Origin of the sequence: Pseudomonas sp. S5D5 (assembly GCF_003013355.1) — a bacterium.
Classification (GTDB): Bacteria; Pseudomonadota; Gammaproteobacteria; order Pseudomonadales; family Pseudomonadaceae; genus Aquipseudomonas; species Aquipseudomonas aylmerensis.
The window spans coordinates 4,425,660-4,449,432 of sequence record NZ_PTEO01000001.1; the positions used below are offsets into that span (position 1 = coordinate 4,425,660).

Below are 23,773 nucleotides of genomic sequence, written 5' to 3' on the forward strand. Positions count from 1 at the left end.
GCTTATCGACATGTATGCGGTCCAGGTGTTCATCGCGGTGGCCGAGGAAGGCAGCATGTCGGGCGCTGCAACGCGCATGGGTATTTCCCAGTCCGGGGTGTCGCAGATGGTGCGCCAGTTGGAAGACGAACTGGGCGTGGTGCTGGTCGACCGCACCACCCGCCCGCTGGCCCTGACCGCGTTCGGCGTGGCCTTGCGCAATCGCGGTTCGGTGTTGAGCGAGGAGTTGTCCCACCTCAAGGCCCAGGTGATCGACGCCGGGCGCGGCGTCAATCCGGACCTGCGCATCGGCCTGGTGGACTCCTTCGCCGCCACCTGCGGTTCGGTGTTCACCCGGCAATTGCTGGGCAAGGTGGCGCAGCTGTCGATTCGCACCGGGCTCAGCCCGCAGCAAGGCGAGTCCCTGCTGCGTCGCGACCTTGACCTGATCGTCACCAGCGACCCGCTGATGGACGCCAACGACGTGATTCGCTACCGGCTGTTTTCAGAGAAATACTTTGTGATCACGCCCAACCAGCTGCGCAGCGAGATCAACTCGATCGAGGATGTGCGCGCGCTGGCCAACGTGCTGCCGGTGGTGCGCTTCAACCGCATGTCCCAGGTGGGCCTGCAGATCGAGCGGCACCTGCGCAGCCTGAATGTGCGGGTGCCCAACCGCCTGGAACTGGATAACGCCGATGCGTTGACCTCGATGGTCGCCGAGGGCATCGGCTGGGCGGTCACCAGCCCGATGTGTTTTCTGCAGGCTGCTTCGTGGGTGGACAAAGTGACCGCGCACCTCACCCCGGACCTGCACCTGGAGCGCTCGCTGTACCTGGTGGCGCGACGTGATGAATACAGCGCCTTTTTCGCCGATGCCTGCGAAACGGCGCGCAATGTGATCCTCCATTCCTTCCTGCCCAGGCTCAAGGCCCTGGGCACAGGGGTGGAGGCGTTAATTCAAATAGAAGAGGGTGATGCTCGTGAGTACTTTTGATGCTGCCGCTGCACGACTGGAAACCGATTACGTCGGTGAAGTGCACATTCCCGCCGGCAAGTTGTATGGGGTCAACTCGGTACGCGGGTTCGACAACCTCAGCGTGTCACCGTTGACCATCGCCCACTACACGGCGTTTCGCGACGCCTTTGCCCAGTGCAAGTGGGCAGCCGCCCTGGCCAATCGCGGCTGCGGCGTTATTGCCCAGCCGCAGTGCGAGGCGATTGTGCAGGCCTGTGGCGAAGTGATCGCCGGCCGCTGCGATGACTCGCTGATCGTCGATCTGCTGGAAGGCTCCGGCGGCACCTCCACCAACATGAACTTCAACGAAGTCATCGCCAATCGCGCGCAGCAGTTGCTGGGGCACGCGGCGGGCTCATACGAGGTGGTGCACCCCAACGACCACGTCAATGCCTCGCAATCGACCAATGATGTCTACCCGGCGGCCCTGAAGATCGCCACCCACGCGATGCTCGGGCCGCTGATCGATGAAGTGGCCCAGCTGGCCGCCCGCTTCGACCAAAAAGCCGAGCAATTTGCCGATGTCCTGCACCTGGGCCGCACCTGCCTGCAGGACGCCCAGCCGATGCGCCTCGGCCAGCTGTTTTCCGGGTATGCCGCCCTCACCCATCGCCTCGGTGCGGAGCTGGCGGCCGTGCGTGAAAAACTGCGGACCCTGCCTCTGGGCGGCACTGCAATTGGCACCGGGTTCGGCGCGCCGGCGGCGTATCGCGCGTCGGTCTATCAGCATCTGGTGCAGGTCACGGGCATCGAGTACCAGGCCCCGGAGAATGCCTTCGATGCCATGCAGAACATGGATGTATTTTCACGGGTCTCCGCCGAGCTGCGCACGTGTTCGGCATCCTTGGCCAAGATCGCTTCGGACCTGACCCTGCTATCGTCCGGGCCGGTGGGCGGGATCGGCGAATTGAAACTACCCGAAGCCCAGGCCGGCTCCTCGATCATGCCCGGCAAGGTCAACCCGGTACTGCCGATGGCGATGATCCAACTGAGCTTTGCAGTGATCGGCAACGATGCGGCAGTGGCGCAGGCGGTGCAGGCGGGCCAGCTGGAGATCAACCACTATGAGCCGCTGGTGGCGTCCCGCGTGTTCGACAGCATTGCGCTGCTGACCCAGGGCATCCAGCGGTTTCGCGAAAAGTGCATCAACGGGATCACCGCCGATACGTCGCGCAACGAGCAGCACCTGACCGCGTCGATGGCCGTCGCCACCGCCTTGGTGCCGCAGCTGGGCTACGCCCGCGTCAGCCAGCTGGCACGCCAATCGGTGGCACAGGGGCGTTCACTGCTGTCGATCCTGGAAGCGTCCGGGCTGATGAGCCAGGCCGAGGCCATGGCCGCAATCGAGCGCTCCTCGCGGCCGGTGTTCGAGGCCTGACACCCGTTGGGCCGTTACACCGTCAGCGTCTACGCTCAAGGCTTAGCCGGAGGGTTCAGCCATGTGCGGACGATTGACGCAGTACCGGGGCATTCATGACTTTGTCGCGGCCTTGAGCATGCCCAATGCCTGGGTCGATAACGCAGGCGACCAGGCGCGCTACAACGTCGCGCCGTCGACGCCGGTTGCGCTGTTGCACCTGGAGCAGGATGTGCTGCACGCCGATCGGGTGCGCTGGGGCTGGCGCCCGCATTGGGCCAGGGACCGTGCGGCGCCCATCAATGCCCGCGTGGAAAAAGTCGCCCAGGGGGCTTTCTTCCGCGCGATCTGGCCGCACCGCGCCATTGTGCCGGTAGACAACTGGTTTGAATGGGTGGACGAAGGCGGCCCGAAAAAGCAGCCCTACCTGATCCGTCGCCGGGACGGCGCGCCGGTGTTGTGCGCCGCCATCGGCCAACTGCCCGACGCCGATGAAGGCGCGGGCGAGCACGACGGGTTTGTGATCATCACCGCCGACAGCGCCGGCGGCATGGTCGACATTCACGACCGGCGGCCGGTGGTGCTCAATCCGGCGCTGGCGCGTGAATGGCTCGACCCGGCAACGCCGCGAGCGCGTGCCGAGCAGTTGCTGTTGTTCCAGGGCGAACCCAGCGAAGTGTTTGAATGGTTCAAGGTCGGCACTGCGGTGGGCAATACACGCAACGACGGGCCCGGCTTGATTGAGCCCGTCGCCGGCTAGGCGGTTCGCCTCAGCGATAGCGTTCCAGCCAATGCGCGTAAGGCGCAGGCAAGGTCCAGGACGACTTCTCTACGCCCAGTTCCTTGGCGGCAAAGTAGGCCCAATGGGGATCAGCCAGGTGTGCTCGGCCGACCGACACCAGGTCCAGCTGGCCGGCCTGCAATGCGCCGTCTGCCAGTTGCGGGGTGCCAAAGCCCCAGGCCGAGGTCACCGGGATACCGGCTTCGCGGCGGACGCGCTCGGCGATCGGGCCCATGAACGCAGGCTCCCACGGGATGTTGGCGTCAGGGGTCGAGAAGCCCACGCTGACGCTCAGCAGGTCCAGGCCACCGGCCTTGAAACGACGGGCCAGTTCGATGGACTCGGTGAGGGTCTGTTCGTCACGGCCGTCGTATTCGATCACGCCGAAACGCGCGGTCAGCGGCAGGTTTTCCGGCCAGACTTCACGCACCGCCGCGAGGGTTTCCAGGAGGAAACGGCTGCGGTTGTCGAAGCTGCCACCGTAGGCGTCGGTACGCTGGTTGGAGTGCTCGGAGAAGAAGCTCTGGCCCAGGTAGCCGTGGGCGAAGTGCAGTTCGATCCATTCAAAGCCGGCGTCACGGGCACGGCGCGCGGCGTCGACGAAGTCCTGGCGCACCCGGGCGATGTCGTCCAGGGTCATGGCGCGTGGGACTTGGGGCAGGTTGGCACCGAACGCGATGGCCGACGGCGCGATGGTTTCCCAGCTGCGGGCATCGGATGCCGGGATGTGGTCATCGCCTTCCCATGGGCGGTTGGCGCTGGCCTTGCGGCCGGCGTGGCCGATCTGGATGCCCGGCACGGAACCGGCGGCCTTGATGGCCTTGACCATCGGCACGAAAGCCTCGGCGTGGGCGTCACTCCACAGGCCGGCGCAGCCGGGGGTGATGCGGCCTTCCGGCGCGACTGCCGTAGCTTCGACCACCAGCAGGCCGGCACCGCCACGGGCCATGCTGGCCAGGTGCACGTGGTGCCAGTCATTGACGATGCCGTCTTCGGCCATGTACTGGCACATCGGTGGAATGGCGATGCGATTGCGCAGGGTGACGTCTTTGAGGGTGTAGGGTTCGAACAAGGCGGACATGGGAACTCCAGGAGCGAGTGAGTGATTCGATAGTTCGATGGTAATCGAACTATGGTATTCGATGATACCCCCCTGTTATGCTTCGTTTCATGCGAGCCTTTAAACACCCCACCCTTGAAGACCTGACACTCGAGCGCCTGCTCTACGCGCTGAGTGATCCGGTGCGCCTGGAAATCGTGCGGTGCCTGGCCAGTGTGCCGGAGGCTACCTGCGGTGAATTGGACGGCGGGCGGCCGAAGTCGAGCATGTCCCATCACTTTCGCGTATTGCGCGACGCCGGCCTGGTGCAGACCCGCAGCGTCGGCACCACCCACATGAACTCACTGCGCGGGGATGTGCTGGAAAGCCGCTTCCCCGGCCTGCTTGAGTGCATCCTCGCGCAGCATTAAGCGCCGGTCACTCCAGCAAGGCGATCAACCGCGGCTCGATGGCCGCCGCCCCGACCTCCAGCACCGCCACCGTCACCGGCAACTTGAACCGCCGTCGCCCGGCACTGCCCGGATTCACATACAGCGTTGTGCCACGCCATTCGATCAACGGTTTGTGCGAGTGGCCGGTGATCACCAGCCGCGTGCGGGCCTCGAGCAACGCGGGGACGTCGGCGATGTCATGCACCACCAGCGTCTGCCAGCCCAGCAAATCGATAACCAGATGGTCGGGCACCTGCGCCGCCCACGCTGCGTCCTGGTCATTGTTGCCGCGCACCCCATGAACCGGCGCGATGCACGCCAGTTGCGCGAGAATCTCGGGGCTGCCGATATCACCGGCATGGAGGATCTGCCCGCATCCCTGCAGCGCCGCCACGGCTTCAGGGCGCAACAGGCCGTGGGTATCGGAAATCACGCCAACTTTCATGGAACCTCCTGGGGGTTGGACAGCCATGATGCGCGGCAAACAGGCATGCCATCCAGGTGCACGCAGTCTTTGCCATTGCGCTTGGAGGCATACAGATTGTGGTCGGCGCACTTGAGCACCGCCGACAGATCGGCGCCGGCGGTAAAGCGCGTCATGCCCGCACTGCACGTGTAGTCATGGGGCGGCGCGACACTTTCGCGAATGGCCTGCAGCAGGCGCAGGGCATATTCAGTGGCGATATAAGGATCATCGCCGACCAGCAAGACGCCAAACTCCTCGCCGCCAATCCTGCCAAAACTGTGGCTGCCACGGGTGGATTTCAGGCAGGTGGCCATCGCGCAGAGGATCCGGTCGCCCACGTCATGGCCGAACTGGTCATTCTTCAACTTGAAACTGTCGATATCCAACATCATGAAGTAACCGGTCTCACCGGCTGCCAGCACTTTTGCGAAGCTCTCCATAAAGGCGCGTCGGTTCAACAGAGACGTCAGGTAATCGGTGTGTGCGAGTTCGCGAAACTCACTCTCGACCAGCAGCACCGAACGCAGATTATTCAAGTATGAGTAGCTCAGGATGAAGCCAACAGACACGGATGACAGGCAAAAAATCAACAGGTAAATCTCGATGCCCGCGTACAACCCCACGGGCACAGTGGGCCAGATCACGATCCAGACCAAGGCTGCGCACGTCAGAAAGTCCTGGGCCGTGATAAACAGTATGGCGCTGCTGAGCACCAGGGTCAGTGCCAGCGGCAAAGCAAACACTTGCAGCTCAAGGTTGGCGCGCATCACATAGGCAAAGCCAACGCTCAGCAACACCATGTAGGCAACGCCGAGCAGTCGCCACAAGTAAAAATTGGACACCACGCTGTGAAGCCTGCAGACCACCAGCAGGCACAGCGTGATCAGCAGTTTATCCAGGCCGAACGTCACCAGTGGGTCAGCCATCAACACGCCCAACCAGGCGATAACGCCGATGACTTCGGCCTGTGAGATCGCCGGTGACAGTAGCCTTTGCATCCGTGGCCGCAGCTTCAAATTAGCCGGCATCCTTTCATTCCCTGTGCATGAATTGCCTATAGGCCAGCAGCCTGGTCCGATTGCAGGCTGTGCAGGCTGATCGCGAATGAATAAGCCATAAAACGTCGGACCAACACGACAAACGGCGGCAGCACTTCAAGCTGGGTCTTGGAATGAATCTTAAAGAAGCCCCTGTCCGCCCCTTCACGAACCAAACGAATGACATGCGTCTTGGACACCGACAATTGCTCGGCCAATGAAAGATAGGAAGAAGAGCGAAAACCGGCCCCGGTCTTGTCCAGCGCACACGCGTCGTTATAGATAGCCAACATCAACAGGTGCCCGGCATCCCGATTAACCAGCCAATAACATTCAGGCAGGAGTTGATCGAGGGTCACGTTAGCCTCGAACATTCTCGCAAATCCCTTGAAATAAACCGCCAGGAACGCGCGGTCATCCAACTCGCCCAGTTGCCGAATCAGGCTGTTTTGCGGGTACAGCATGCCCAATGGCTCGACGACGCACGCGAGCATCGACCTGACCTCCCGGCATGCCTGGGACGACGGGCTGAAGACCCGCAGACGGCTGTCGTCCGGATGACCCGCTACCTTCATGAACCCCAGCGCCCTGAACAGCAGGAATATTGATTCCAAGCCATTGCGCGAACAAAACCCGCGCGCCACGCACAGCGCCTTGACTTTGGACAGTAACGGCACCGCCTGGGAAAAATAGGCGCTCAGTAGCGCAAAAGACACCATCAAGCGGTTGAACTTCAACGCCGTCTTGTAAAAAAACGGTCGCTTTGAATAGGGTTCGAGCAACAAGGCGTAATGCGTGCGAATGCACACCTCAAACTCGACATGACTTTCAACCACGCGCGCCGAATCATCCAGCGCCAACTTCAACGAACGACTGCACATGAGAAAGAGCCCTGATCAAACAACCTGAATTCACTGATTTCAATTGCAGACTTTCTGCAACCAGGTCTCACAACAACTCACGACAGAATAGATACCAGTAATGGCGTTTTGCCTCGGTCGCAATTTATCCTGAATGAAGTACCGGACCGCGTTCCTACCAAAATTGTTCCAACCGCTGGATGGGGTGGACAACTCTTGTGACATTTACCCAAAAGGCGATAGCACGCTCGAAAACCGCGGCCAGGCAGGCCGAATCAGCCCGAGCCGACTTAAACGTTTCAGTCCCCGCGCGAACCTTACCCCCCAGCCGGCGTCCGAGCTAAGGCACTGTTGCCGACCGCCGCCGCGAGGTTCCCGTTTGAAAGCCGCCATCATCAAAAAGTACCGCCTGATCATCAAGACCATGGGCTACGTGGGCTGGGCCCTGTTCTGGCTGTTGCTGTGGGACGTTGCCGTCACCGTGGACTTCATGCTGTTCCTGACCACCAAGATCAACCTGCCGCTGATGCCCCTGACGTTGCTGGGTTCGGCGCTGGTGGTGCTGATCAGTTTTCGTAACAGCAGCGCCTACAACCGCTGGTGGGAAGCCCGCACGTTGTGGGGGGCGATGGTCAACAATTCGCGCAGTTTCGCCCGCCAGGTGCTGACCCTGCTGGACGACCCCGACGGCGAAGTGAACCCGGTCAAGGCCACGCTGTTGCGCCGCCATGTGGCTTACGTGAACTGCCTGGCCGCGCACCTCAAGGGCGAGCCGTGCCCTGAAGAAGTGCGCGCGTTTATCCCGTCCGAAGAGTTCGCGCGCAACGGCGCCACCAACAATTTTGCCAATGACATCCTGACCGGCTCGGCGGCGCTGCTGGCCAGGGAATACAAGGCCGGGCACCTGGACAGCATCCGCCTGGCGCGGCTGGAATCGACCCTGGTGGACTTGTCCAACGCCCAGGGCGGCATGGAACGGATCGCCAACACGCCCCTGCCCTACCCCTACGTGTATTTTCCGCGCCTGTTTATCTCGCTGTTCTGCCTGATCGTGCCGGTGGGCCTGGTCGAATCCCTGGGCTGGTTCACACCGCTGGCCTCCACGGTGGTGGGCTTCATGCTGCTGGCCATCGAGCGCATCGGTACCGACCTGCAAAGCCCGTTCAACTCCAGCGAGCACCAGATCCAGATGGAAACCATCTGCGAAACCATCGAGAAAAACCTGCAGTCCATGCAGCGTGATGCGCTGGGTGGCGACCGGATCGGTTGACCGCCCACTTCGGCCTCAAGTGCGTGCCCGCGCAGTCGATATACAGGGGGTACGCATGGGCAGCACCTCCCCGATAACAACACATGCGACGCTCGACGCTACTGTTTTCCCCTTGCCAAAACTATAAATACCCGCGGGTGAAGTCATGAATATCAAGCAGAAGCTGACCTGGGCCTTTGCGGCCATCGCGTGCCTGCCGGTCATCCTGGTGGCCGTCCTGGTGGTGCTGAATGTGCGCGAGGGGGCCCTGGCCAATTTCCTCGACAGCAGCGGCCGCGAGATCCGCCAGATCGACAATGGCATGCAGCAGTTCTTCGATGGCATCAGCCAGAACGTCGATTATGTGGCCAAGGACCCGCGCGTTGTCGCGGCCAAGGACCTCAAGAACTACGCCGGCGCCGACGCCGCGCAAATCCCCCTCACCCCCACGAACAAAGACCTGCTGGATATTTTCGACCAGTTCGCCAAAAGCCATCCCAGCACCGCATACCTGTCCCTGGGCCTGAGCAACGGCGGCTACGCCAGCTGGCCGGACGACACCAAACTGAACAACTACGACCCGCGCGTGCGCCCCTGGTACAAGGCGGCCATCGCCGCGCCGGGCAAAACCGTGCGCACCGGTGCGTATTACTGGGCGCCGGACGACGTGGTATTGATCGGCACCGTGCACACCGTGGCCGACGCCACCGGCAACATCCTCGGCGTGGTCGGCCTGGACGTGTCGCTCAAGCAGCTCACCGAACTGGTGCGCAACATCAAGCTGGGCGACAGCGGCTATCTGATGCTGGTGGAAGCCAACGGCAACGTGCTGGTGGACCCCAGCGACGCCAAGCATAACTTCAAGCCCCTCGCCGATCTCGGCGCCAACTACGCCGAACTGGCCAAGCGCGGCGACGGCGTGACCCAGGTCGACATCGACGGCGTGGCCTACATGGCCAACGTGGTCAGCTCCAAGGACCTGGGCTGGCGCTTCATTGGCCTGATCAAGCGCGACGAAGTGATGGCCGGTGCGACGAGCCTCACGTGGTTGATCGCTGCGATTGCGGCAGCACTCGCCGTGGTCTTCGCGATTGTCGGCGCCAGCTTTGCCAGCGTGATCGTGCGCCCGATTCGCGGGGTCGCCAACGGCCTGCAGGAGATCGCCGAAGGTGAAGGCGACCTGACACGCCAGCTCACGGTGCAGGGCAAGGACGAAACCGCCACCCTGGCGGGCTGGTTCAACCAGTTCCTGGGCATGATCGCGCAGTTGGTGCAGCGTATCGGCAATGCCTCCTCCGACCTGCAGACCGCCGCCGCCGACACCAGCGAAGTCGCGCACAACATGAACCAGGCCGCCGGCCGTCAACGCGAAGCGGTGGAACTGGTCAGCACCGCCTTCAACGAGATGGTGGCCACCGCCAACGAAGTCGCCCGTTCCTGCAGCGCCGCCGCCACCAGCGCCGATGAAGGCTATCGCGACGTGCACGACGGCCAGCAGCATATCGGCGAAGCGACCGGCAGCGTGCTTAAGCTCAGCGAAGACCTGCAGCGCTCGACCCAGACCATGCAGCAGCTGGAGCAGGACAGCAAAAACATCAACACCATCCTCGACACCATTCGCTCGATTGCCGAACAGACCAACCTGCTGGCGCTGAACGCCGCGATTGAAGCCGCGCGCGCCGGTGACCAGGGCCGTGGTTTCGCGGTGGTTGCCGACGAAGTGCGGGCCCTGGCACGGCGCACCGCCGACTCCACCGGCGAGATCGACAGCCTGTTGGGCAACCTTGCCCGCCGCACCCAGGAAGTCACCCAGCAGATGCAAGGCAGCCTGCTGGTGTCGCACACCAGCGTGGAGCGCATCCAGCAGGCCCGCGACAGCTTCGACAAGATCCGTGGCTCTGTGGATTCGATCCGCGACCAGAACACCCAGATCGCCACCGCCGCCGAGGAACAGCACCAGGTCGCGGAGGAGATCAACCGGCACATCGCGCAGATCCACGCCGACGCGCAGTTGGTCGAAGGCTTTGCGCATTCGGCGCAGACCGGTTCGGGTCGCTTGACCGATATTTCCGGCCAGCTCAAGGGCCTGGTGGGACGCTTCAAGTTCTGACCGGCCATGCGCGGCAATCGCCTGCAGGGAGCAGGCGAACGCCGCGCGTATTCGCTACTATGTGCAGCAGTTGCCCGCCCATAGTCAGATCGATCCGGAGCCTCAATGCCCAACCCCAAGGACACTGCCCCCGACAGCAGCGCCCCAATGATTCCCGAGCAGCGGCGTGAGTTGATCCTGCGCCAGTTGCGCAAGCATCAAGTGCTCAGCGTGCATCAGTTGATGGAGATGTTCGACTGTTCGCACATGACCGTGCGCCGCGACATCGCCCTGTTGGAACAGGACGGCCGCGCGTATTCGGTGACCGGTGGGGTGCGTATTGCCAGCCAGCTGCACAGCGAGCCCAGCCATCAATCCAAGGCCGTCGTCGAATTGCCGCAGAAGCAGGCGATGGCGCGACTGGCCGCGCGGCTGCTGCACGCGGACATGACGGTGTACCTGGATGCCGGCACCAGCACGCTGGAGATCGTGCCCTACATCAAGGCGCTGTCGGGGATGACCGTGGTGACCAACGATTTCGGGATCGTGCAGGCCTTGATGGACGCGCCGCAGGTGACGGTGATCCACACCGGCGGGCAACTCGACCATGACAACCATTCTTCGGTCGGCGGCCTGGCGGTGGCCACCCTGCGCCAGGTGGTCACGGACATCGCGTTTGTGTCGACCAGCTCGTGGGACCTGCACCGCGGCATCACCACGCCCTCGGCGTTGAAGGTCGAGGTCAAGCAAGTGGCGATGCAGTCTGCGTCCCAGGTCGTGCTGGTGGCGAGCAGTTCCAAATACGGCACCTTCAGCATGTACCGCATCACCGGGCTGGAGCCGTTCGACATCATCATCAGCGACGACGCCCTCGCCCCGGCTGCCGCCGATGGCATCCGCAAGCGTGGCATCGAACTGATGCTACCCAGCGACCCGCCGCCCGCCTGACCCACCCCCTCGCCGGCAACCCAGCGCCTACCTGGTAATCTCTATCGCCAAACAAAAATCCCCAAAGCCCCGCCCCTCCCCCTGTGGGAGCCGTCGAGCCCCAGCGAGGCCGCGAAGACGCCGGCATGGGCGCTAGAGACCTACCTGCCCCCCCTCGCCAGCAACCCAGCGCCCACCTGGTGATCTCCATTGCCAAACAAAAATCCCCAAAGCCCCCGCCCCCCCGTGTGGGAGCCGTCGAGCCCCAGCGAGGCCGCGAAGACGGCAGCATGGGCGCTAGAGATCTACCTCCCCCCCCACCCTCGCCAGCCCCCCCAGCTCAACGCACCTTCCAGTCCCGCAACCACTGCAGCCCCGCCGACGTATCGCCCCGCGGCCGGTACTCGCAGCCGACCCAACCGTCATACCCCAGTTGATCCATCAGCTCGAACAGATACGCGTAGTTCACCTCACCCAGGTCCGGCTCATGGCGGTCCGGCACGCCGGCAATCTGGATGTGGCCGATGCCGTCGAAGTCGCGGCGCAACTTGGTGGCCAGGTCACCCTCGACAATCTGGCAGTGATAGCAGTCGAACTGCACCTTGAGGTTGCTCGCGCCAACTTCACGGCAGATGGCGTGCGCCTGGTCCTGGCGATTGAGGAAAAAACCCGGCATGTCGCGGGTGTTGATCGGCTCCAGCAGCACCGTGACGCCGACCTTGGCCGCCGCCGCGCTGGCGTAGGCCAGGTTCTCCAGGTACACGGCATGATGACGCTCGCGCAAGGACTCCGACGGCAACAGCCCGGCCATCACGTGCACACGGGAATTGCCCAGCACCGCGGCATAGTCCAGCGCCCGGTCGAAGCCGCTGCGAAACTCGGCCTCACGCCCCGGCAGCGTGGCGATACCGCGCTCTCCGGCGGCCCAGTCGCCTGGCGGTGCGTTGAACAGCGCCTGCTCCAGGCCGTTGTCGCTCAGGCGCTGCTTGAGTGCCTCGGCGCTGTAGTCGTAGGGAAACAGATATTCCACCGCGTCAAAACCATCGGCCTTCGCCGCAGCGAAGCGCTCGAGGAAATCATGTTGCGGGTACAGCATGCTCAGGTTGGCAGCAAAACGAGGCATAAAAGCTCCCAGGATTCAGACAAAAGGCCAGATCAGCAGGGTTATCAGGAAACCCAAGGTACCGAGCAACGTGGTGATCACCGTCCACGTGCGCAAACCGTCCGCGACGTTGAGCCCGGCAAGCTTGGTGAAGATCCAGTAGCCGGCGTCGTTGATATGCGACATCGCCAGCCCGCCACCGCCCATGGCCAGGCACAGCAGCGCCATGTGGTTGGGGGTGAGGTTGAGCGTCACGATCAGCGGGCTGATGATCCCCGCCGTGGTCACCAGGGCCACGGTGGTCGAACCCTGCACCGCGCGCAGCAACATGGTCAACAAGAAGCCCAGCGCCAGCACCGGCAGGCCAGTGGTGCGCAGCATGTCGGAGACTACCGCGCCGATGCCGGTGTCCACCAGCACCTTGCCGAATACGCCGCCGGCACCGGCAATCAGGATCACCATGGCCACACCCGGCAAGGCCGAGCCGATCACGTCGGACACCTGGCTGCGGCTCCAGCCCCGGCGCGAACCGAGCAGCCAGGCGCACAGCAACGTATCGATCAGCAGCGCCACCAGCGGCGCGCCGAGTACGGTCATGACCCCACGCAGGGTCGACTCGATCGGCAGCAACGAGGTCGCCAGTGTGCCCAGCAGAATCAGCACGATCGGCAGCAAAATCAGGCCGACGATCAAGCCGAAACCCGGTGCAGGCGCCGCCGGCAGCTTGGCGGCGATGGCGCTGGTGGATTCCTCCAGGCCCATGTGCGACTCGGCCACGGCACTCTGTTGCACCGCTTGTGAGTTGCCGTTGGTCCAGGCGCGCAAGTCTTCATTGGTCACGTGCGGGCCGTACACTTCGGCGCGGATATCGTCGGTCATCGGGTAGAAACGACGGGTCATGCGCCCTGCCACGCGGTAGCCGATGTAGCACAGCAATGCGGTGATCGGCAGGCCGAACATCAGCACGCGGCCCAGGTCGGCACCCAGTTGGCTGGCGGCAGCCACGGCACCGGGATGGGGCGGCAGGAAGGCATGCACGGTCAGCAGCGCCGCACACATCGGCAAGGCGAACACCAGCAGCGGCTTGCGCGCGCGGCGGGCCACGCCATAGGCCAGCGGCATCAGGATAATCACCCCCACCTCGAAGAACACCGGCACCCCAATAATGAACCCGGCGATGGTCAAGGCCAGCGGCGTGCGGCTATTGCCGAAACGCTCGATCAGCGACTTGGCCAGGGCCTCGGCACCGCCGGACAGCTCGATAATCCGCCCGATCATCGCGCCCAGGGCAATGATGATCGCGATATGCCCCAGGGTCTTACCCATGCCGCCTTCGATGGTCGCGACCAGGTCGGCCGGTTTCACCCCGGCCACCAGCGCGACCACGATACTGACCAGCATCAGCGCCACAAACGGCTGGAATTTGTATTTGAGTACCAAAAACAGCAGCAGCGCGATGCCCGCGCCGGCGGTTAACATCAGAATCAATGGGCTCATGCGGGTAAGTCCTGTTGTTATTGTTTTTTTAAGCAAGCCGGGTCCGTCGAGCGTCAAACCAGGCGCTCGGGCAGCACTTGCGGTGTGTCTTGCGGGTTACCAGTGCGCGCCGAACGTCTCGCGCAATTCATCCAGTGCCGCCTGATCCAGCGGCGCCGGCCGAGGGTTGCTCATCAACCACAGCCGTGCGGTTTCTTCCAACTCTTCCAGCGCGTAGCTGGCCTTGGCCACCGAGCTTTCCCAGACCACCGGACCGAGGCGTTCAAGCATCACCCCGCGTACGCGGTTGGCCAGTTGCGCGACTTGCTCGGCGACCTTAAGCGAACCCGGGCGCTGATAGCCGATCAGTGGAATGTGCCCGACTTTCATCACCTGATAAGGCGTGAGCGGCGGCAAGATATCGTCCGCGCGCCACACCCCGGCCAGGGTCAACGCCACCAGGTGAGTGGAGTGGGTATGCACCACGCCGCCGACACTCGGGTTGCGGTCGTAGACCTGGCGATGCAGGGCCAGGGTCTTGGACGGCTTGTCCCCGGACACCCACTCGCCCTTCAGGTTGACCTTGGCAATGGCGCCAGGCGCCAGGCGACCGAGGCACACATCCGTCGGCGTGATCAGCCAGCCATCGTCGAGGCGCGCGCTGATATTGCCGGCACTGCCCACGGTGTAGCCGCGCTGGTACAGGCTATGGCCGACGTCGCAGATTTCTTCGCGCAGGGCCTGCTCGTCGGTGCCGCTCATTGCGCACCTCCGGCCAATTGCGCGAGGGCTTTGGTGAAGAAGTCGCGGCCACCGAAGTTGCCGGATTTAAGCGCGAGTGCCAGCGGCTCGGCAGAACTGCTGACGGTGGCCGGCACGCCCGGATCAATCTGCGCGCCGATCTGCAGCAGGTTGACCCCGAGCGCCTTGACCACCGCGCCGGAGGTTTCGCCGCCGGCAATCACAAAGCGTCGCACGCCTTGCTCGCGCAAGCCCGCCGCAATCGCCCCCAAGGCATTCTCCACCAGCGCGCCGGCGCGTTCGACGCCGAGCTGCTGTTGCACCGCCTTGACCTCGTCCGGGGTGCTGGTGGCGTAGATCAATACGGTGTGTGCACTGCCCTGGGCAAACGCCAGCGCCTGGGCCACCACCGGCTCACCGGCGGCCAGGGCCAGCGGGTCGATGCGCAGCGCCGGGCGCCCCGCTTCGCACCAGGCGGCGACCTGCCCGAGGGTCGCCACCGATGCACTGCCGGCCAGCACAACCTCGCCGCCGCTGATGCTTGGCAACGCCGCCGCGTCGAAATCACGCAGTTTGCCGGCGCGACGGAAATTGCCCGGCAAGCCCAACGCCAGGCCCGAGCCGCCGGTGAGCAATGGCAAGTCGGCGCAGGCACTGCCGAGGGTGTAGAGGTCCTGGTCCGACAGCGCGTCGGCGATGGCAATGCCCACGCCTTGCGCGCGCAGTTCGGCAATCTTGTTGCGCGTGGCCTCGACGCCGGCAGCGATGCTGTCATAGCGCAGCAGCCCGACCGGCAGTTGGGTCTGGCTTTGCAGCACGCGCACCAGATTCGCGTCGCCCATCGGCGTCAGCGGGTGATGCTGCATGCCCGACTCGTTGAGCAGTTGGTCCTGCACAAACAGATGCCCGCGAAAAATCGTGCGGCCGTTTTCCGGGAACGCCGGGCAAGCCAAGGTGAAATCACTGCCCAGCGCCTTTAGCAAAGCTTCGCTGACCTGGCCGATATTGCCGGCGGCGGTAGAGTCGAAGGTCGAGCAGTACTTGAAGAAAATCTGCTCGCAGCCCTGCTCGCGCAGCCAGGCCAGTGCGGCCAGGGACTCCTCGACCGCCTCGGCGACCGGTGTCGTGCGCGACTTGAGCGCGATCACAATCGCGTCCGCATCCAGCCCGGCCGCGACTTCGCAGCTGGGGATGCCGATGCTTTGCACTGTGCGCATGCCGCCACGCACGAGCATGTTGGCGAGGTCAGTGGCGCCGGTGAAGTCGTCGGCGATGCAGCCCAGCAAGGGGCGTGCCGTTGGGTTAGTCATGCGGCGTTCCTCACACTGGCTCAGGCTTGGCAGTCGGCAGGTCGATGCCGGGGAAAATCTTGATCACCGCCGAGTCGTCCTCACGGCCAAAACCGGCACTGGAGGCCTGCATGAACATCTGGTGCGCGGTCGCCGAGAGCGGCAGCGGGAATTTGCTGGCGCGGGCAGTATCCAGCACCAGGCCGAGGTCCTTGACGAAAATATCCACCGCCGACAGCGGCGTGTAATCGGCCTTGAGAATGTGCGGCACGCGGTTTTCGAACATCCAGGAATTGCCGGCGCTGTGGGTGATCACCTCGTACAAGGCGTCCGCATCCACCCCTTCGCGCAGGCCCAGGGCCATGGCTTCGGCAGAGGCGGCAATGTGCACCCCAGCGAGCAACTGGTTGATGATTTTCACCTTGGAGCCCAGGCCATGCACATCGCCCAAGCGGTAGACCTTGCCCGCCATGCCAGCCAGCACGGCTTCGGCCTTGGCGTAGGCCGCTTGCGGGCCGGAGGTCATCATGGTCATTTCGCCGGCCGCCGCCTTGGCCGCGCCACCGGAGATCGGCGCGTCCAGGTACAGCAGGCCCTGGTCCGCCAGGCGCTGGCCAAGCTCGACGGCGTAGGTCGGGGCCACGGTGGCGCAGCCGATCACCAGGCTCGCCGGGCGCAACGCCGCCACCGCGCCGCCTTCACCGAACAGGACGGTTTCGGTCTGCTCGGCGTTGACCACCACGGTGATGATCACATCACAGGCATCCGCCATCAGCGCCGGCGACGCGCACGCCACCCCGCCTTCGCTGGCGAACTGCTGGGTCACCGCGTCGCGCACATCACAGGCATGCACATTAAAGCCTGCGCGCAACAGCGAACGGGCAATGCCCAGCCCCATCGCGCCCAGACCGATCACACCGACATTCTTATTATTCATGGGGTACTCCAGGGGAAAACGGCAGCTCGCGCTACACCGGCGAGCCGCATTGGAATTGCAGTCGATCATCCACCAATGAACGGATTATGTGAAGTTATTTTTCGATTTAACATTTGTTAACATTGGTCGCCGCCGATTTACCACGCCAGCCGGTAACCAATGTTCAAAGCCCACGGGCGCTTTTGGGTAGAACTGTCACTGGTCTCGACATCGGCATATAGATGCTGGCTCCTGCCCATGGCCGCAGTAATACCTGCCCCGGCATACCAGCCACCGCCATTGCCGTCGGGGTGGCTGCTGACGTCGTTGGTCTTGACCTGGTTGCGCGCTGACAGGTCCTGGATCCAGCCAGCCTTGAGGTACGGCTGGATCGCAAAATCACCCTCCAACCGCATCTGGCGCCCAACCAGCGCGCCGCCGCGCAACTGGGTTGAAATGCCATCGTCGGCGTCGACGCGCATGTCGTTGCTCAACCGGTAACGATCACCGCCACCGTACAACGCCGACAACTGCGCTTGGGGCTCAACAAACCAGCCATGGGAGAAATCCAGGCGCTTGCCGGTTTCCACCGAGAGGCCAGCGCCGTTGCTGTGGGTTTTACCGCTGACGCGTTTGCCGTCGGTAGCGTCCACGTCGAACCGAGTGGACCAGCGATTGAGTGTCAGCAGGCTGTCGGTGTACCAACCCGAATCGTCCAGGTAAGTGGCGTAGGCACCGATGTAGTAACTTTCGAGCTTACCGCTGCCCTCGCCATTGAAGCTGCGATTGGCGTGACTGTAACCGGCAAGGCCGCCGAGGATCAGCGAACCGTTGCTGCGCGCCATCCGGCCATCCACACCCACCTGGACGCCGTTGAGGTTCTGCGTGAAGTGCCGCCCTGCGCCGTTATCCAGTTGCTGCTCCTGACCATAGCTGCGCATCCACACCCCTTCGTCGTGGCCATCGCCGCGCACATCGCCCAGGCGCTGGATCAGGCTGCCGCGCTCAGCATCCCAGGTGTCACGCAGGGTCGCCAACGCGCTGCTGTTGATCGCCGCGCTGGCGGCAGTGGACAGTTGCTCGGTGATGTTGACCAGGCTCCACTGCGATTGGCCGCTCGCACTGTCGTCACGTTGCAAGGTGTAGCGGTAGGTGCCTACATCCACCTCCTGGCCACGGTTGGCCAGCGTGAAGTCGCCGACGCCCCCCTGGCTGTCGATCAACAGCAATTTCTGCCCGCCGCCCGACGGCTCGGTGCCGCTGTTGCGCACCAGCAACTGGTTATTACCGGTCACCTGGCCGCCCACCTCAAGCCGGTCGCCGCGCAGCGCGCCCAGATCAGTATTCATGATGTACTGCCCGTCGCCCTGAAGGTCGCCGACGACTTTCAGGCGCATGAAATCGCTCGCTGCCGGCGTGGCGAATTCCACGCTGCCCTTATTTGTCAGTTGGCCGACACTGGAGTCGCCCCGCATCAGCCAGGTGCTGCTGTCGTCCAGACTGAGGCTGGAATGGCCAGGGGTATCGTTCACCGCACCTTCGAGGCGTGACTGATTGTTCAGGCTCAACTGCAGCGCGCCACCCTCGACCAGGACATCGCCATCGATGAACGAGTGATCGCTGTCCAGCCGGACGAGGTCGGCGGCCAGCCCATTGGCACAGTCGGTAATCCATACTGCCGTCGCGGGCTGATCGGCGCTGCGCCCCACCAGGCTGCTGTGGGTCAGATGACTGAGCAAGCTGCCGCCGGAGACGCGCAAGGCACTGCTGTCGTGGGCCAGTACCGTACTGTCAGTGAGATCGAGTTGGTTGGTGATACCCGCGATGGTTGCCTGGCTCACCAGCCCGTAGGCTTTCTCTCCAGCGGTCTCGATGTGGGTGTCGGTCAGGTCTGCCGTGGCATTGTTGCTGACCGACAGGCCATACGCCGAGTTACCTTCGGTGACCACATTCGTGCGAGTCGTCTGCAAGCTGGCATCATCGCCTGAAACCAGTAGGCCATGACTGAGATCACCGTGGGTCAACAGCTGGCTGTCGGACAACACCATCCGTGTCCCGCCCAGCCGGGCTAAGGCGCCGACCGACCCGACGCCAAAGGTCTCGATCACCACGTTCATCACATCGAACGTCGCCCCGGGCGCCCCCGACTGGCCACCGATCACGTCGGTTGATGCATAGAGCCCGTGGGACGAGTCACCGTGGGTGACCACGCGGCCGCCGTCCATCTGGAAAATACCGGCGCGATTGTCCACCGCGGCCGCCTGTGTGCCCCATGTTTCCAGCTGACTGTCGTGCACGTCGGCGTGACTGTCGCTGCCGGGCATCCAGATCGCCGAACCATTATCCCCTTTGGCGCTGATCTGGGACTCGTACAGTTCCAGGGACGCACCTTTGGCATCAAGGTTGATGCCGTTGCCGGTTTGAGAGAGGACCTGGGAATTGCGTACTACCGCCGTCCCCCCACCGTTGGGAGAACTCGGCCGGATCAGGATGCCGTCAGTCTTGGCCTGGATGCTGCCATTGCTGAACTCCAGACGTCCTTCTTGCATCTCCACGCCCTGGGCGCCGTCGGATTGTGCGGTCACGCCGTCGGCGGTGACCACGCTGTCCGTACCGGTGATGGCGATCGCGGCAGTCTGGCCATGGGCGGTGGCGCTGACGTTGTTCAACTTGATGCGCGCCCCCTGTTGCGCCCGCACTGCGTAGGCCGCATTGCCGGCGGTCGATACGCTCGTGCCACTGGCGCTGATGGTCGAACCGGCGCCCATGGCAGAGAGCCCGTCGGCCATAAGCCCTGTAGTGGTGACTGTGCCGCCGATGATCTGCGCGCTGGAGCCCTGATTGACCATGACCCCACGGCCACGGGCGCCGTCGGTGGTGATGTCGGTCTGCCCCAGTTGCACATGCGAGCCTGCACCGCTGGCGCTGGCACCGTCGCCGAAATAGCCGCTGGCCTTGATGGTTGAACCCTGCAGTGTGCCCCGCCCACCGCCCTGCGCTTGCAGCCCCGTCACGGCATCGTTAGGCCCGCCGGCGGTCGCGTGGATATCCATGGTCGTGCCGATGAATTCATTTTGCCCCCCCACAACGCGAACGGCCGCACCTTTGCCGGTGAACGAAACCTGGTCATTATCCAGTACCAGCAGGTCACCCGCCTCGGACGATACGTCAACAGGCCCGATAGTGGCCGCCTGCACCGGCGCCAGTGCAACGAAGAGGGCATAACTGATTGCAAAACTGAGGGGTTTCTTCGCAGAGTTCATTAATCCAATCCTTGACGTTAGTTGTCATCCAACAAAAGCGCTCGGCAACAGAATGCCCGCCATGCCCCCAGTCAGAGAGGGCGTAGCAAACCCTTTAAAGCGCCTTTTATTGATACTTCACAGTGACCGTTGCGGTACCTTTTACAAGCCCGGGTGTGACGCAATTAGTGCCGCCAGAACTTTGGTAATAACGCACTAAATAGGGCAAGTTGAAACTTGTCGAATTGTTAAACACCGTGCCCACGACTTGAGTCGCCCCGAGTATCGCGGGCAGCCCGCTGGAGGCATCGAGTACTTGCAGCGCCACGCAAGAGGCATTGTTCACGCCGGCCTGCGGTTTGATCAGGCCCAGGCTGCCGTCGGGCATGAACTTGTCTGCGTCCAGGGTCAGGGTGACTGCGCCGTTGGCTCCGGAACAGGTAAACGGAACGTTGAAAGGTGTGTCGCCCGTGGTGGAGCCCTGCCCGGTGAAGCGGCCGAATGGCGCCGGAGCCAGATCCACACTCAGGTCGCCGATCGAGCAGGTACCCGTTTCCGGCACGATTTCACTGCCGCCCCCGGTGATGCGCGTGGTCAGGAACACACCACTGTTGAACGGGTAAACACTCTGCGCCGTGTTGTTGGTGTAGGTACCACCCGCCAATGCACCGGAACCGACGGTGTCGCTCAGCTTGATCAATTCAACGACAACTGTTCCGCCGACATTGAAGACCAAGGTGTTTTGCGCCGCCGAGCCACTGACACCGGGCATCCCAAGTTTCCAGGTGGTCTGTTCTCCAGCATAAAACGGTGAAGCCGATTGTGCGGGTATCCAACTGGTACGCATGCCGACACCGGCAATGTTAGTTGTGTAGACGTTAGTGATAGTAGTGGCAGTGCCTTGTACGACTCGCCATTGCGTTGTATCACCCGGCTTGCAAGAAACAATGGCGAAAAAACTGCCAACAATAGGAAACTCCTTACTGTAAAACACGTCACCCACGGCAACCCCCGAAGGTACCGATATGCGGCCCATGGTTATATCGACTACCGCGCCTTCCTGATAGTTGGGCATCATCCCGCACACCGCATAAGCCGACGTTGAAACCATTAGCCAGGCACACACCTGAAACACTGCATAAATAAGTCTGGTCATTTTCATCGACTGCTCAGACGGGTGCCTTCGCGCAGCAGGCACGGCGCTTGCGTTTGTAGCAGCCCCTTGGTGCCGCTCGCCGTTTTCTCGCCGAATCGATATGCAACCTGACAGGTTGATTCGTCCGGCAGGTTCACGCTCAGTGCGCCGTTGTTTTCAACGCCCTGGACAAACAGGTTGTTGCCCTGGCCGACCACACCGACCACATTGCCACGCTCGTCGCGTACATCCGCGCCGAACGGCAACTTGAGGTTGCTGCCATTGGTGATATGGATCACCGCCGACCGCCCGACCCGGGTCTGGAAATCGACGCGGACAATTGCGCCGGCAAAGGGTGCGACCTGTTGCGTGGTGTTCTGGAACGTGACATCCATCGAGCTGCCCTTGGGGTCCAGGTTGATATTGTTCATGCGATAGGGCGATAAATACGGCATCACGCCATAGCCGTTTTTATCGATGACCAGGCCGGACAATCCACCAATGCTCGCGCCCTCGCCGCCCGGTGCGGAGACCAGTGCAATGGTGTCGCCGGTATTCGGCGATAGCGTCACCCCGCCGCTGTGCACCACCAGGCTGCCATCGCTGCCCAGCGAGGTGGATTTGTAGTCCCCACCCTGTTCGTACGACGCGCGAACGGTGCTGCGGTCGCCGCGGTATTGAGCATTGACGCTGCCCGAGCTTGAGGTGTTGGTGTCCGCCGCGTGGGCGACCCCGTAGCTCAGGCGCCCCTCGTCATCGGCCACCCCGCTCAAGTAGTTGCGCAGCGTGCTGCCTTGCCCGCGCCCGCCGGTGTACTGCGTGCTCAGCGTCGGTGACTTGGCGCCGCTGCCCAATGGAATATTCAGGCTCAGGAAGTACTGGGTCTGGGCGCCGACGAACTCATCGTTATTGCGACTGGCGGAAAGGCTGTAGCTGACATCTCCGACGCTGCCGTTGAAGCCCACTTCAAACTGCCGGCTCGAGGATCCCGAGCCCCCCCAGGTCTTGCTGGTGCTACCGGTCAGGAACAGCGAGCCATAAGTGCTTACCGGCTGATCGATGCTGATATCGAAGCGGTCACGCTCATTGCCATACCACAGCCATTCATCCTGATAGCCCGGGGTCTTGACCCGCTCACGCGCATCGACCGCCTGGGAAAGCGTCATGTATTTGGACGACGAGTAGCGGTAGGCAGCGAGGGTAAAGTTAGTGCGGGTTTCGCTCAGCAACTTGCTGTACGCCACCTTGACGCTGTGCCCCGAAGCCGAACCGCTACGAGCGCCCAGTTGGGTGGTCTCCTGGGTCAGGTCGACCGAAAACGCCCCCAGCGAGGTGTTCAGTCCGACACCCGCGAGCCCCGCGTGAAAGCCTTCGCTGACCTGGAACCCGCCGTAGCCGGTCAGGCTGTTGTTCAGACCATAGAACAACGTGCCCTGGAACAGATGGGCATCGCTGGCCAGGTTCTGGTTATACAGCCGGCCAGCCACCAGGTCGTATTTGGCGCGCCCCGGACGCATCAGGTTGGTGATCGACGAATAAGGCACATCGAAGCGCCGCTCACTTCCGTCGGCCTCGGTAACCACGACATTCAGGTTGCCGCCATAGCCTGTGGGGTACAGATCGTCGATCACGAAGTTGCCGGGCGTGACCGTGGTCTGATAGAGCTTTATATCGTTCTGCCACACCTCCACTCGCGCATTGCTGCGCGCGAAACTGCGGATCACCGGCGCGAAACCGATCTGTGAATCGGGAAACATGCGCTCGTCCGAGGCCAGGCTGACACCGCGCACAGCGATGCTGTCGAACCCCACGCCTTTGGTATTGATCTCGCCCAGGGTCACCTGGCTCTTGAGCTGCGCCACTGGCCGCTGAAGGTAGGTGGACATGCGGGTCCATTCGGCTTTGCCCCCCTGGGTCCAGTTCACATTTGCGTTATGTCGGAACTGCCAAAGGCCAAAATTGAACCCGCCACGCAAGCCCAGGTAGGCAGAGTCGGTGCTGCCGTAGTGGTCGTTCTGTGTGCTGAAATAGTTCAGATTGTAATCAAGTTTCGCCGCGGTAATGCCCGCGTCCCAGTACTCGGGCTCTACATAACCACGCGGGGTACGCCGCAAGTTGGCCTGGGGGATTTGCAGGTAGAGCTTCTGCTCACCGATGTCGGCATAGGAGACCGTGTTGGGCAGCACCGCCTTGAGCTTGCGACAACCGTTGAACGGCACCAATGGCTGTGTATCGATGCCCAGCCGTTTCAGCGCTGCGAGCGTGAAACAGGCTTGCGCGATATTGCTGTTGGCCTCATCTGCAAACTCGACCTTGGCGCGCGTCACCTGCTTGCCATTGATGTAAACGTCCAAATCGTAATTTCCTGGCAATACCGGGTTGCCCTTCTGGTAACGCGACATATCCGTACGCTTGGCATTGCCCACCAGAAACGAACTGGTGAACTCGGCATCCTGGAAGTCCACCTGTGCAGCGGCCGCCGGCAGCACCGGCTCATCCGCCATCACGTTGTCATCTGCCGTGCTGAACACGAGGCACGCGACCGCCCAGAAACGAACGATTGAGCATGACGGTGCCGCCAGAAACACTTTTCTGCGTAATATCGATCGATCAAAACG

At 62.8% G+C, this 23,773-nt stretch carries 18 protein-coding genes and 2 pseudogenes; 8 read left to right on the forward strand and 12 right to left on the reverse strand.

Annotated elements, in window-relative coordinates:
* The first annotated feature begins 10 nt into the window (after positions 1-10).
* From C9990_RS19925 to C9990_RS19935, 3 genes are all read left to right on the forward strand, one after another.
* A complete protein-coding gene (locus C9990_RS19925) occupies positions 11-976 on the forward strand; it encodes a LysR family transcriptional regulator (RefSeq protein ID WP_240435295.1) in 966 nt (321 codons plus the stop codon).
* Positions 963-2,375 carry an aspartate ammonia-lyase gene (locus C9990_RS19930; RefSeq protein WP_106805691.1) on the forward strand — a complete coding sequence of 471 codons (1,413 nt, stop codon included), beginning with the start codon at positions 963-965 and terminating at the stop codon, positions 2,373-2,375. The genes C9990_RS19925 and C9990_RS19930 overlap by 14 nt, the downstream gene beginning before the upstream one ends.
* Positions 2,376-2,436: 61 nt before the next feature.
* The gene (locus C9990_RS19935) at positions 2,437-3,114 is read left to right on the forward strand and encodes an SOS response-associated peptidase (protein WP_106804413.1); all 678 of its coding nucleotides are present in this window, start codon (positions 2,437-2,439) and stop codon (positions 3,112-3,114) included.
* 10 nt (positions 3,115-3,124) lie between these two features.
* Here C9990_RS19935 and C9990_RS19940 read toward each other — a convergent pair whose 3' ends face one another.
* Complete coding sequence (locus tag C9990_RS19940) at positions 3,125-4,216, reverse strand: NADH:flavin oxidoreductase/NADH oxidase (RefSeq protein WP_106804414.1); 1,092 nt, start codon at positions 4,214-4,216, stop codon at positions 3,125-3,127.
* Between the two features lie 89 nt (positions 4,217-4,305).
* Between C9990_RS19940 and C9990_RS19945 the strand changes: the two genes are divergently transcribed.
* Entirely contained in the window at positions 4,306-4,605 is a 300-nt protein-coding gene (locus C9990_RS19945; RefSeq protein ID WP_106805692.1) for a helix-turn-helix transcriptional regulator, read from the forward strand.
* A 7-nt stretch (positions 4,606-4,612) separates the two neighbouring features.
* Here C9990_RS19945 and C9990_RS19950 read toward each other — a convergent pair whose 3' ends face one another.
* From C9990_RS19950 to C9990_RS19960, 3 genes are read right to left on the reverse strand one after another with little or no spacing between them, the layout of a single operon-like run.
* The gene (locus C9990_RS19950; protein ID WP_106804415.1) at positions 4,613-5,071 is read right to left on the reverse strand and encodes a metallophosphoesterase family protein; all 459 of its coding nucleotides are present in this window, start codon (positions 5,069-5,071) and stop codon (positions 4,613-4,615) included.
* A complete protein-coding gene (locus tag C9990_RS19955; protein WP_106804416.1) occupies positions 5,068-6,120 on the reverse strand; it encodes a GGDEF domain-containing protein in 1,053 nt (350 codons plus the stop codon). Before C9990_RS19955 ends, C9990_RS19950 begins: the two co-directional genes overlap by 4 nt.
* 26 nt (positions 6,121-6,146) lie before the next feature.
* The gene (locus C9990_RS19960; protein ID WP_256595121.1) at positions 6,147-6,995 is read right to left on the reverse strand and encodes a hypothetical protein; all 849 of its coding nucleotides are present in this window, start codon (positions 6,993-6,995) and stop codon (positions 6,147-6,149) included.
* 373 nt (positions 6,996-7,368) lie between these two features.
* Here C9990_RS19960 and C9990_RS19965 point away from each other — a divergent pair, with 373 nt between their 5' ends.
* From C9990_RS19965 to C9990_RS19975, 4 genes and pseudogenes are all read left to right on the forward strand, one after another.
* The gene (locus C9990_RS19965; RefSeq protein WP_106804418.1) at positions 7,369-8,259 is read left to right on the forward strand and encodes a bestrophin family protein; all 891 of its coding nucleotides are present in this window, start codon (positions 7,369-7,371) and stop codon (positions 8,257-8,259) included.
* Positions 8,260-8,404: 145 nt separating this feature from the next.
* Positions 8,405-9,487, forward strand: a pseudogene (locus tag C9990_RS33125) (cache domain-containing protein); the annotation flags it as partial.
* A gap of 318 nt (positions 9,488-9,805) precedes the next feature.
* Positions 9,806-10,348, forward strand: a pseudogene (locus C9990_RS33130) (methyl-accepting chemotaxis protein); the annotation flags it as partial.
* 105 nt (positions 10,349-10,453) lie between these two features.
* Positions 10,454-11,275, forward strand: coding sequence for a DeoR/GlpR family DNA-binding transcription regulator (locus tag C9990_RS19975; RefSeq protein ID WP_065905775.1), 822 nt, complete (start codon positions 10,454-10,456; stop codon positions 11,273-11,275).
* Positions 11,276-11,594: 319 nt separating this feature from the next.
* Here C9990_RS19975 and otnI read toward each other — a convergent pair whose 3' ends face one another.
* The 8 genes from otnI to C9990_RS20015 all read right to left on the reverse strand — a co-directional run bounded on the left by otnI (position 11,595) and on the right by C9990_RS20015 (position 23,686).
* Entirely contained in the window at positions 11,595-12,377 is a 783-nt protein-coding gene (otnI, locus tag C9990_RS19980) for a 2-oxo-tetronate isomerase (RefSeq protein WP_106804420.1), read from the reverse strand.
* A 15-nt stretch (positions 12,378-12,392) separates the two neighbouring features.
* Positions 12,393-13,853, reverse strand: coding sequence for an SLC13 family permease (locus C9990_RS19985; RefSeq protein WP_106804421.1), 1,461 nt, complete (start codon positions 13,851-13,853; stop codon positions 12,393-12,395).
* Positions 13,854-13,949: 96 nt separating this feature from the next.
* Positions 13,950-14,594: an aldolase gene (locus C9990_RS19990; RefSeq protein ID WP_106804422.1), complete on the reverse strand. Its 645-nt coding sequence runs from the start codon at positions 14,592-14,594 to the stop codon at positions 13,950-13,952.
* Positions 14,591-15,883 (reverse strand): 3-oxo-tetronate kinase, encoded by a 1,293-nt coding sequence (otnK, locus tag C9990_RS19995; protein ID WP_106804423.1) that lies wholly within the window; start codon positions 15,881-15,883, stop codon positions 14,591-14,593. The genes C9990_RS19990 and otnK overlap by 4 nt, the downstream gene beginning before the upstream one ends.
* A 10-nt stretch (positions 15,884-15,893) precedes the next feature.
* A complete protein-coding gene (ltnD, locus tag C9990_RS20000; protein ID WP_106804424.1) occupies positions 15,894-16,799 on the reverse strand; it encodes an L-threonate dehydrogenase in 906 nt (301 codons plus the stop codon).
* A gap of 137 nt (positions 16,800-16,936) precedes the next feature.
* Positions 16,937-20,041 carry an autotransporter outer membrane beta-barrel domain-containing protein gene (locus tag C9990_RS20005; protein ID WP_106804425.1) on the reverse strand — a complete coding sequence of 1,035 codons (3,105 nt, stop codon included), beginning with the start codon at positions 20,039-20,041 and terminating at the stop codon, positions 16,937-16,939.
* Positions 20,042-20,147: 106 nt separating this feature from the next.
* The gene (locus C9990_RS20010; protein ID WP_083221431.1) at positions 20,148-21,182 is read right to left on the reverse strand and encodes a fimbrial protein; all 1,035 of its coding nucleotides are present in this window, start codon (positions 21,180-21,182) and stop codon (positions 20,148-20,150) included.
* Positions 21,179-23,686 (reverse strand): fimbria/pilus outer membrane usher protein, encoded by a 2,508-nt coding sequence (locus tag C9990_RS20015; protein WP_177410343.1) that lies wholly within the window; start codon positions 23,684-23,686, stop codon positions 21,179-21,181. The genes C9990_RS20010 and C9990_RS20015 overlap by 4 nt, the downstream gene beginning before the upstream one ends.
* Positions 23,687-23,773: the final 87 nt, after the last annotated feature.

Coding starts and splice junctions, on each gene's coding strand:
- otnI (WP_106804420.1), bottom strand. CDS start 12,377: ATGCCTCGTTTTGCTGCCAACCTGAGCATGCTGTACCCGCAACATGAT.
- ltnD (WP_106804424.1), bottom strand. CDS start 16,799: ATGAATAATAAGAATGTCGGTGTGATCGGTCTGGGCGCGATGGGGCTG.
- otnK (WP_106804423.1), bottom strand. CDS start 15,883: ATGACTAACCCAACGGCACGCCCCTTGCTGGGCTGCATCGCCGACGAC.
- C9990_RS19925 (WP_240435295.1), top strand. CDS start 11: ATGTATGCGGTCCAGGTGTTCATCGCGGTGGCCGAGGAAGGCAGCATG.
- C9990_RS19975 (WP_065905775.1), top strand. CDS start 10,454: ATGCCCAACCCCAAGGACACTGCCCCCGACAGCAGCGCCCCAATGATT.
- C9990_RS19935 (WP_106804413.1), top strand. CDS start 2,437: ATGTGCGGACGATTGACGCAGTACCGGGGCATTCATGACTTTGTCGCG.
- C9990_RS20010 (WP_083221431.1), bottom strand. CDS start 21,182: ATGAAAATGACCAGACTTATTTATGCAGTGTTTCAGGTGTGTGCCTGG.
- C9990_RS19950 (WP_106804415.1), bottom strand. CDS start 5,071: ATGAAAGTTGGCGTGATTTCCGATACCCACGGCCTGTTGCGCCCTGAA.
- C9990_RS19990 (WP_106804422.1), bottom strand. CDS start 14,594: ATGAGCGGCACCGACGAGCAGGCCCTGCGCGAAGAAATCTGCGACGTC.
- C9990_RS19955 (WP_106804416.1), bottom strand. CDS start 6,120: ATGCCGGCTAATTTGAAGCTGCGGCCACGGATGCAAAGGCTACTGTCA.
- C9990_RS19945 (WP_106805692.1), top strand. CDS start 4,306: ATGCGAGCCTTTAAACACCCCACCCTTGAAGACCTGACACTCGAGCGC.
- C9990_RS20005 (WP_106804425.1), bottom strand. CDS start 20,041: ATGAACTCTGCGAAGAAACCCCTCAGTTTTGCAATCAGTTATGCCCTC.
- C9990_RS19940 (WP_106804414.1), bottom strand. CDS start 4,216: ATGTCCGCCTTGTTCGAACCCTACACCCTCAAAGACGTCACCCTGCGC.
- C9990_RS19985 (WP_106804421.1), bottom strand. CDS start 13,853: ATGAGCCCATTGATTCTGATGTTAACCGCCGGCGCGGGCATCGCGCTG.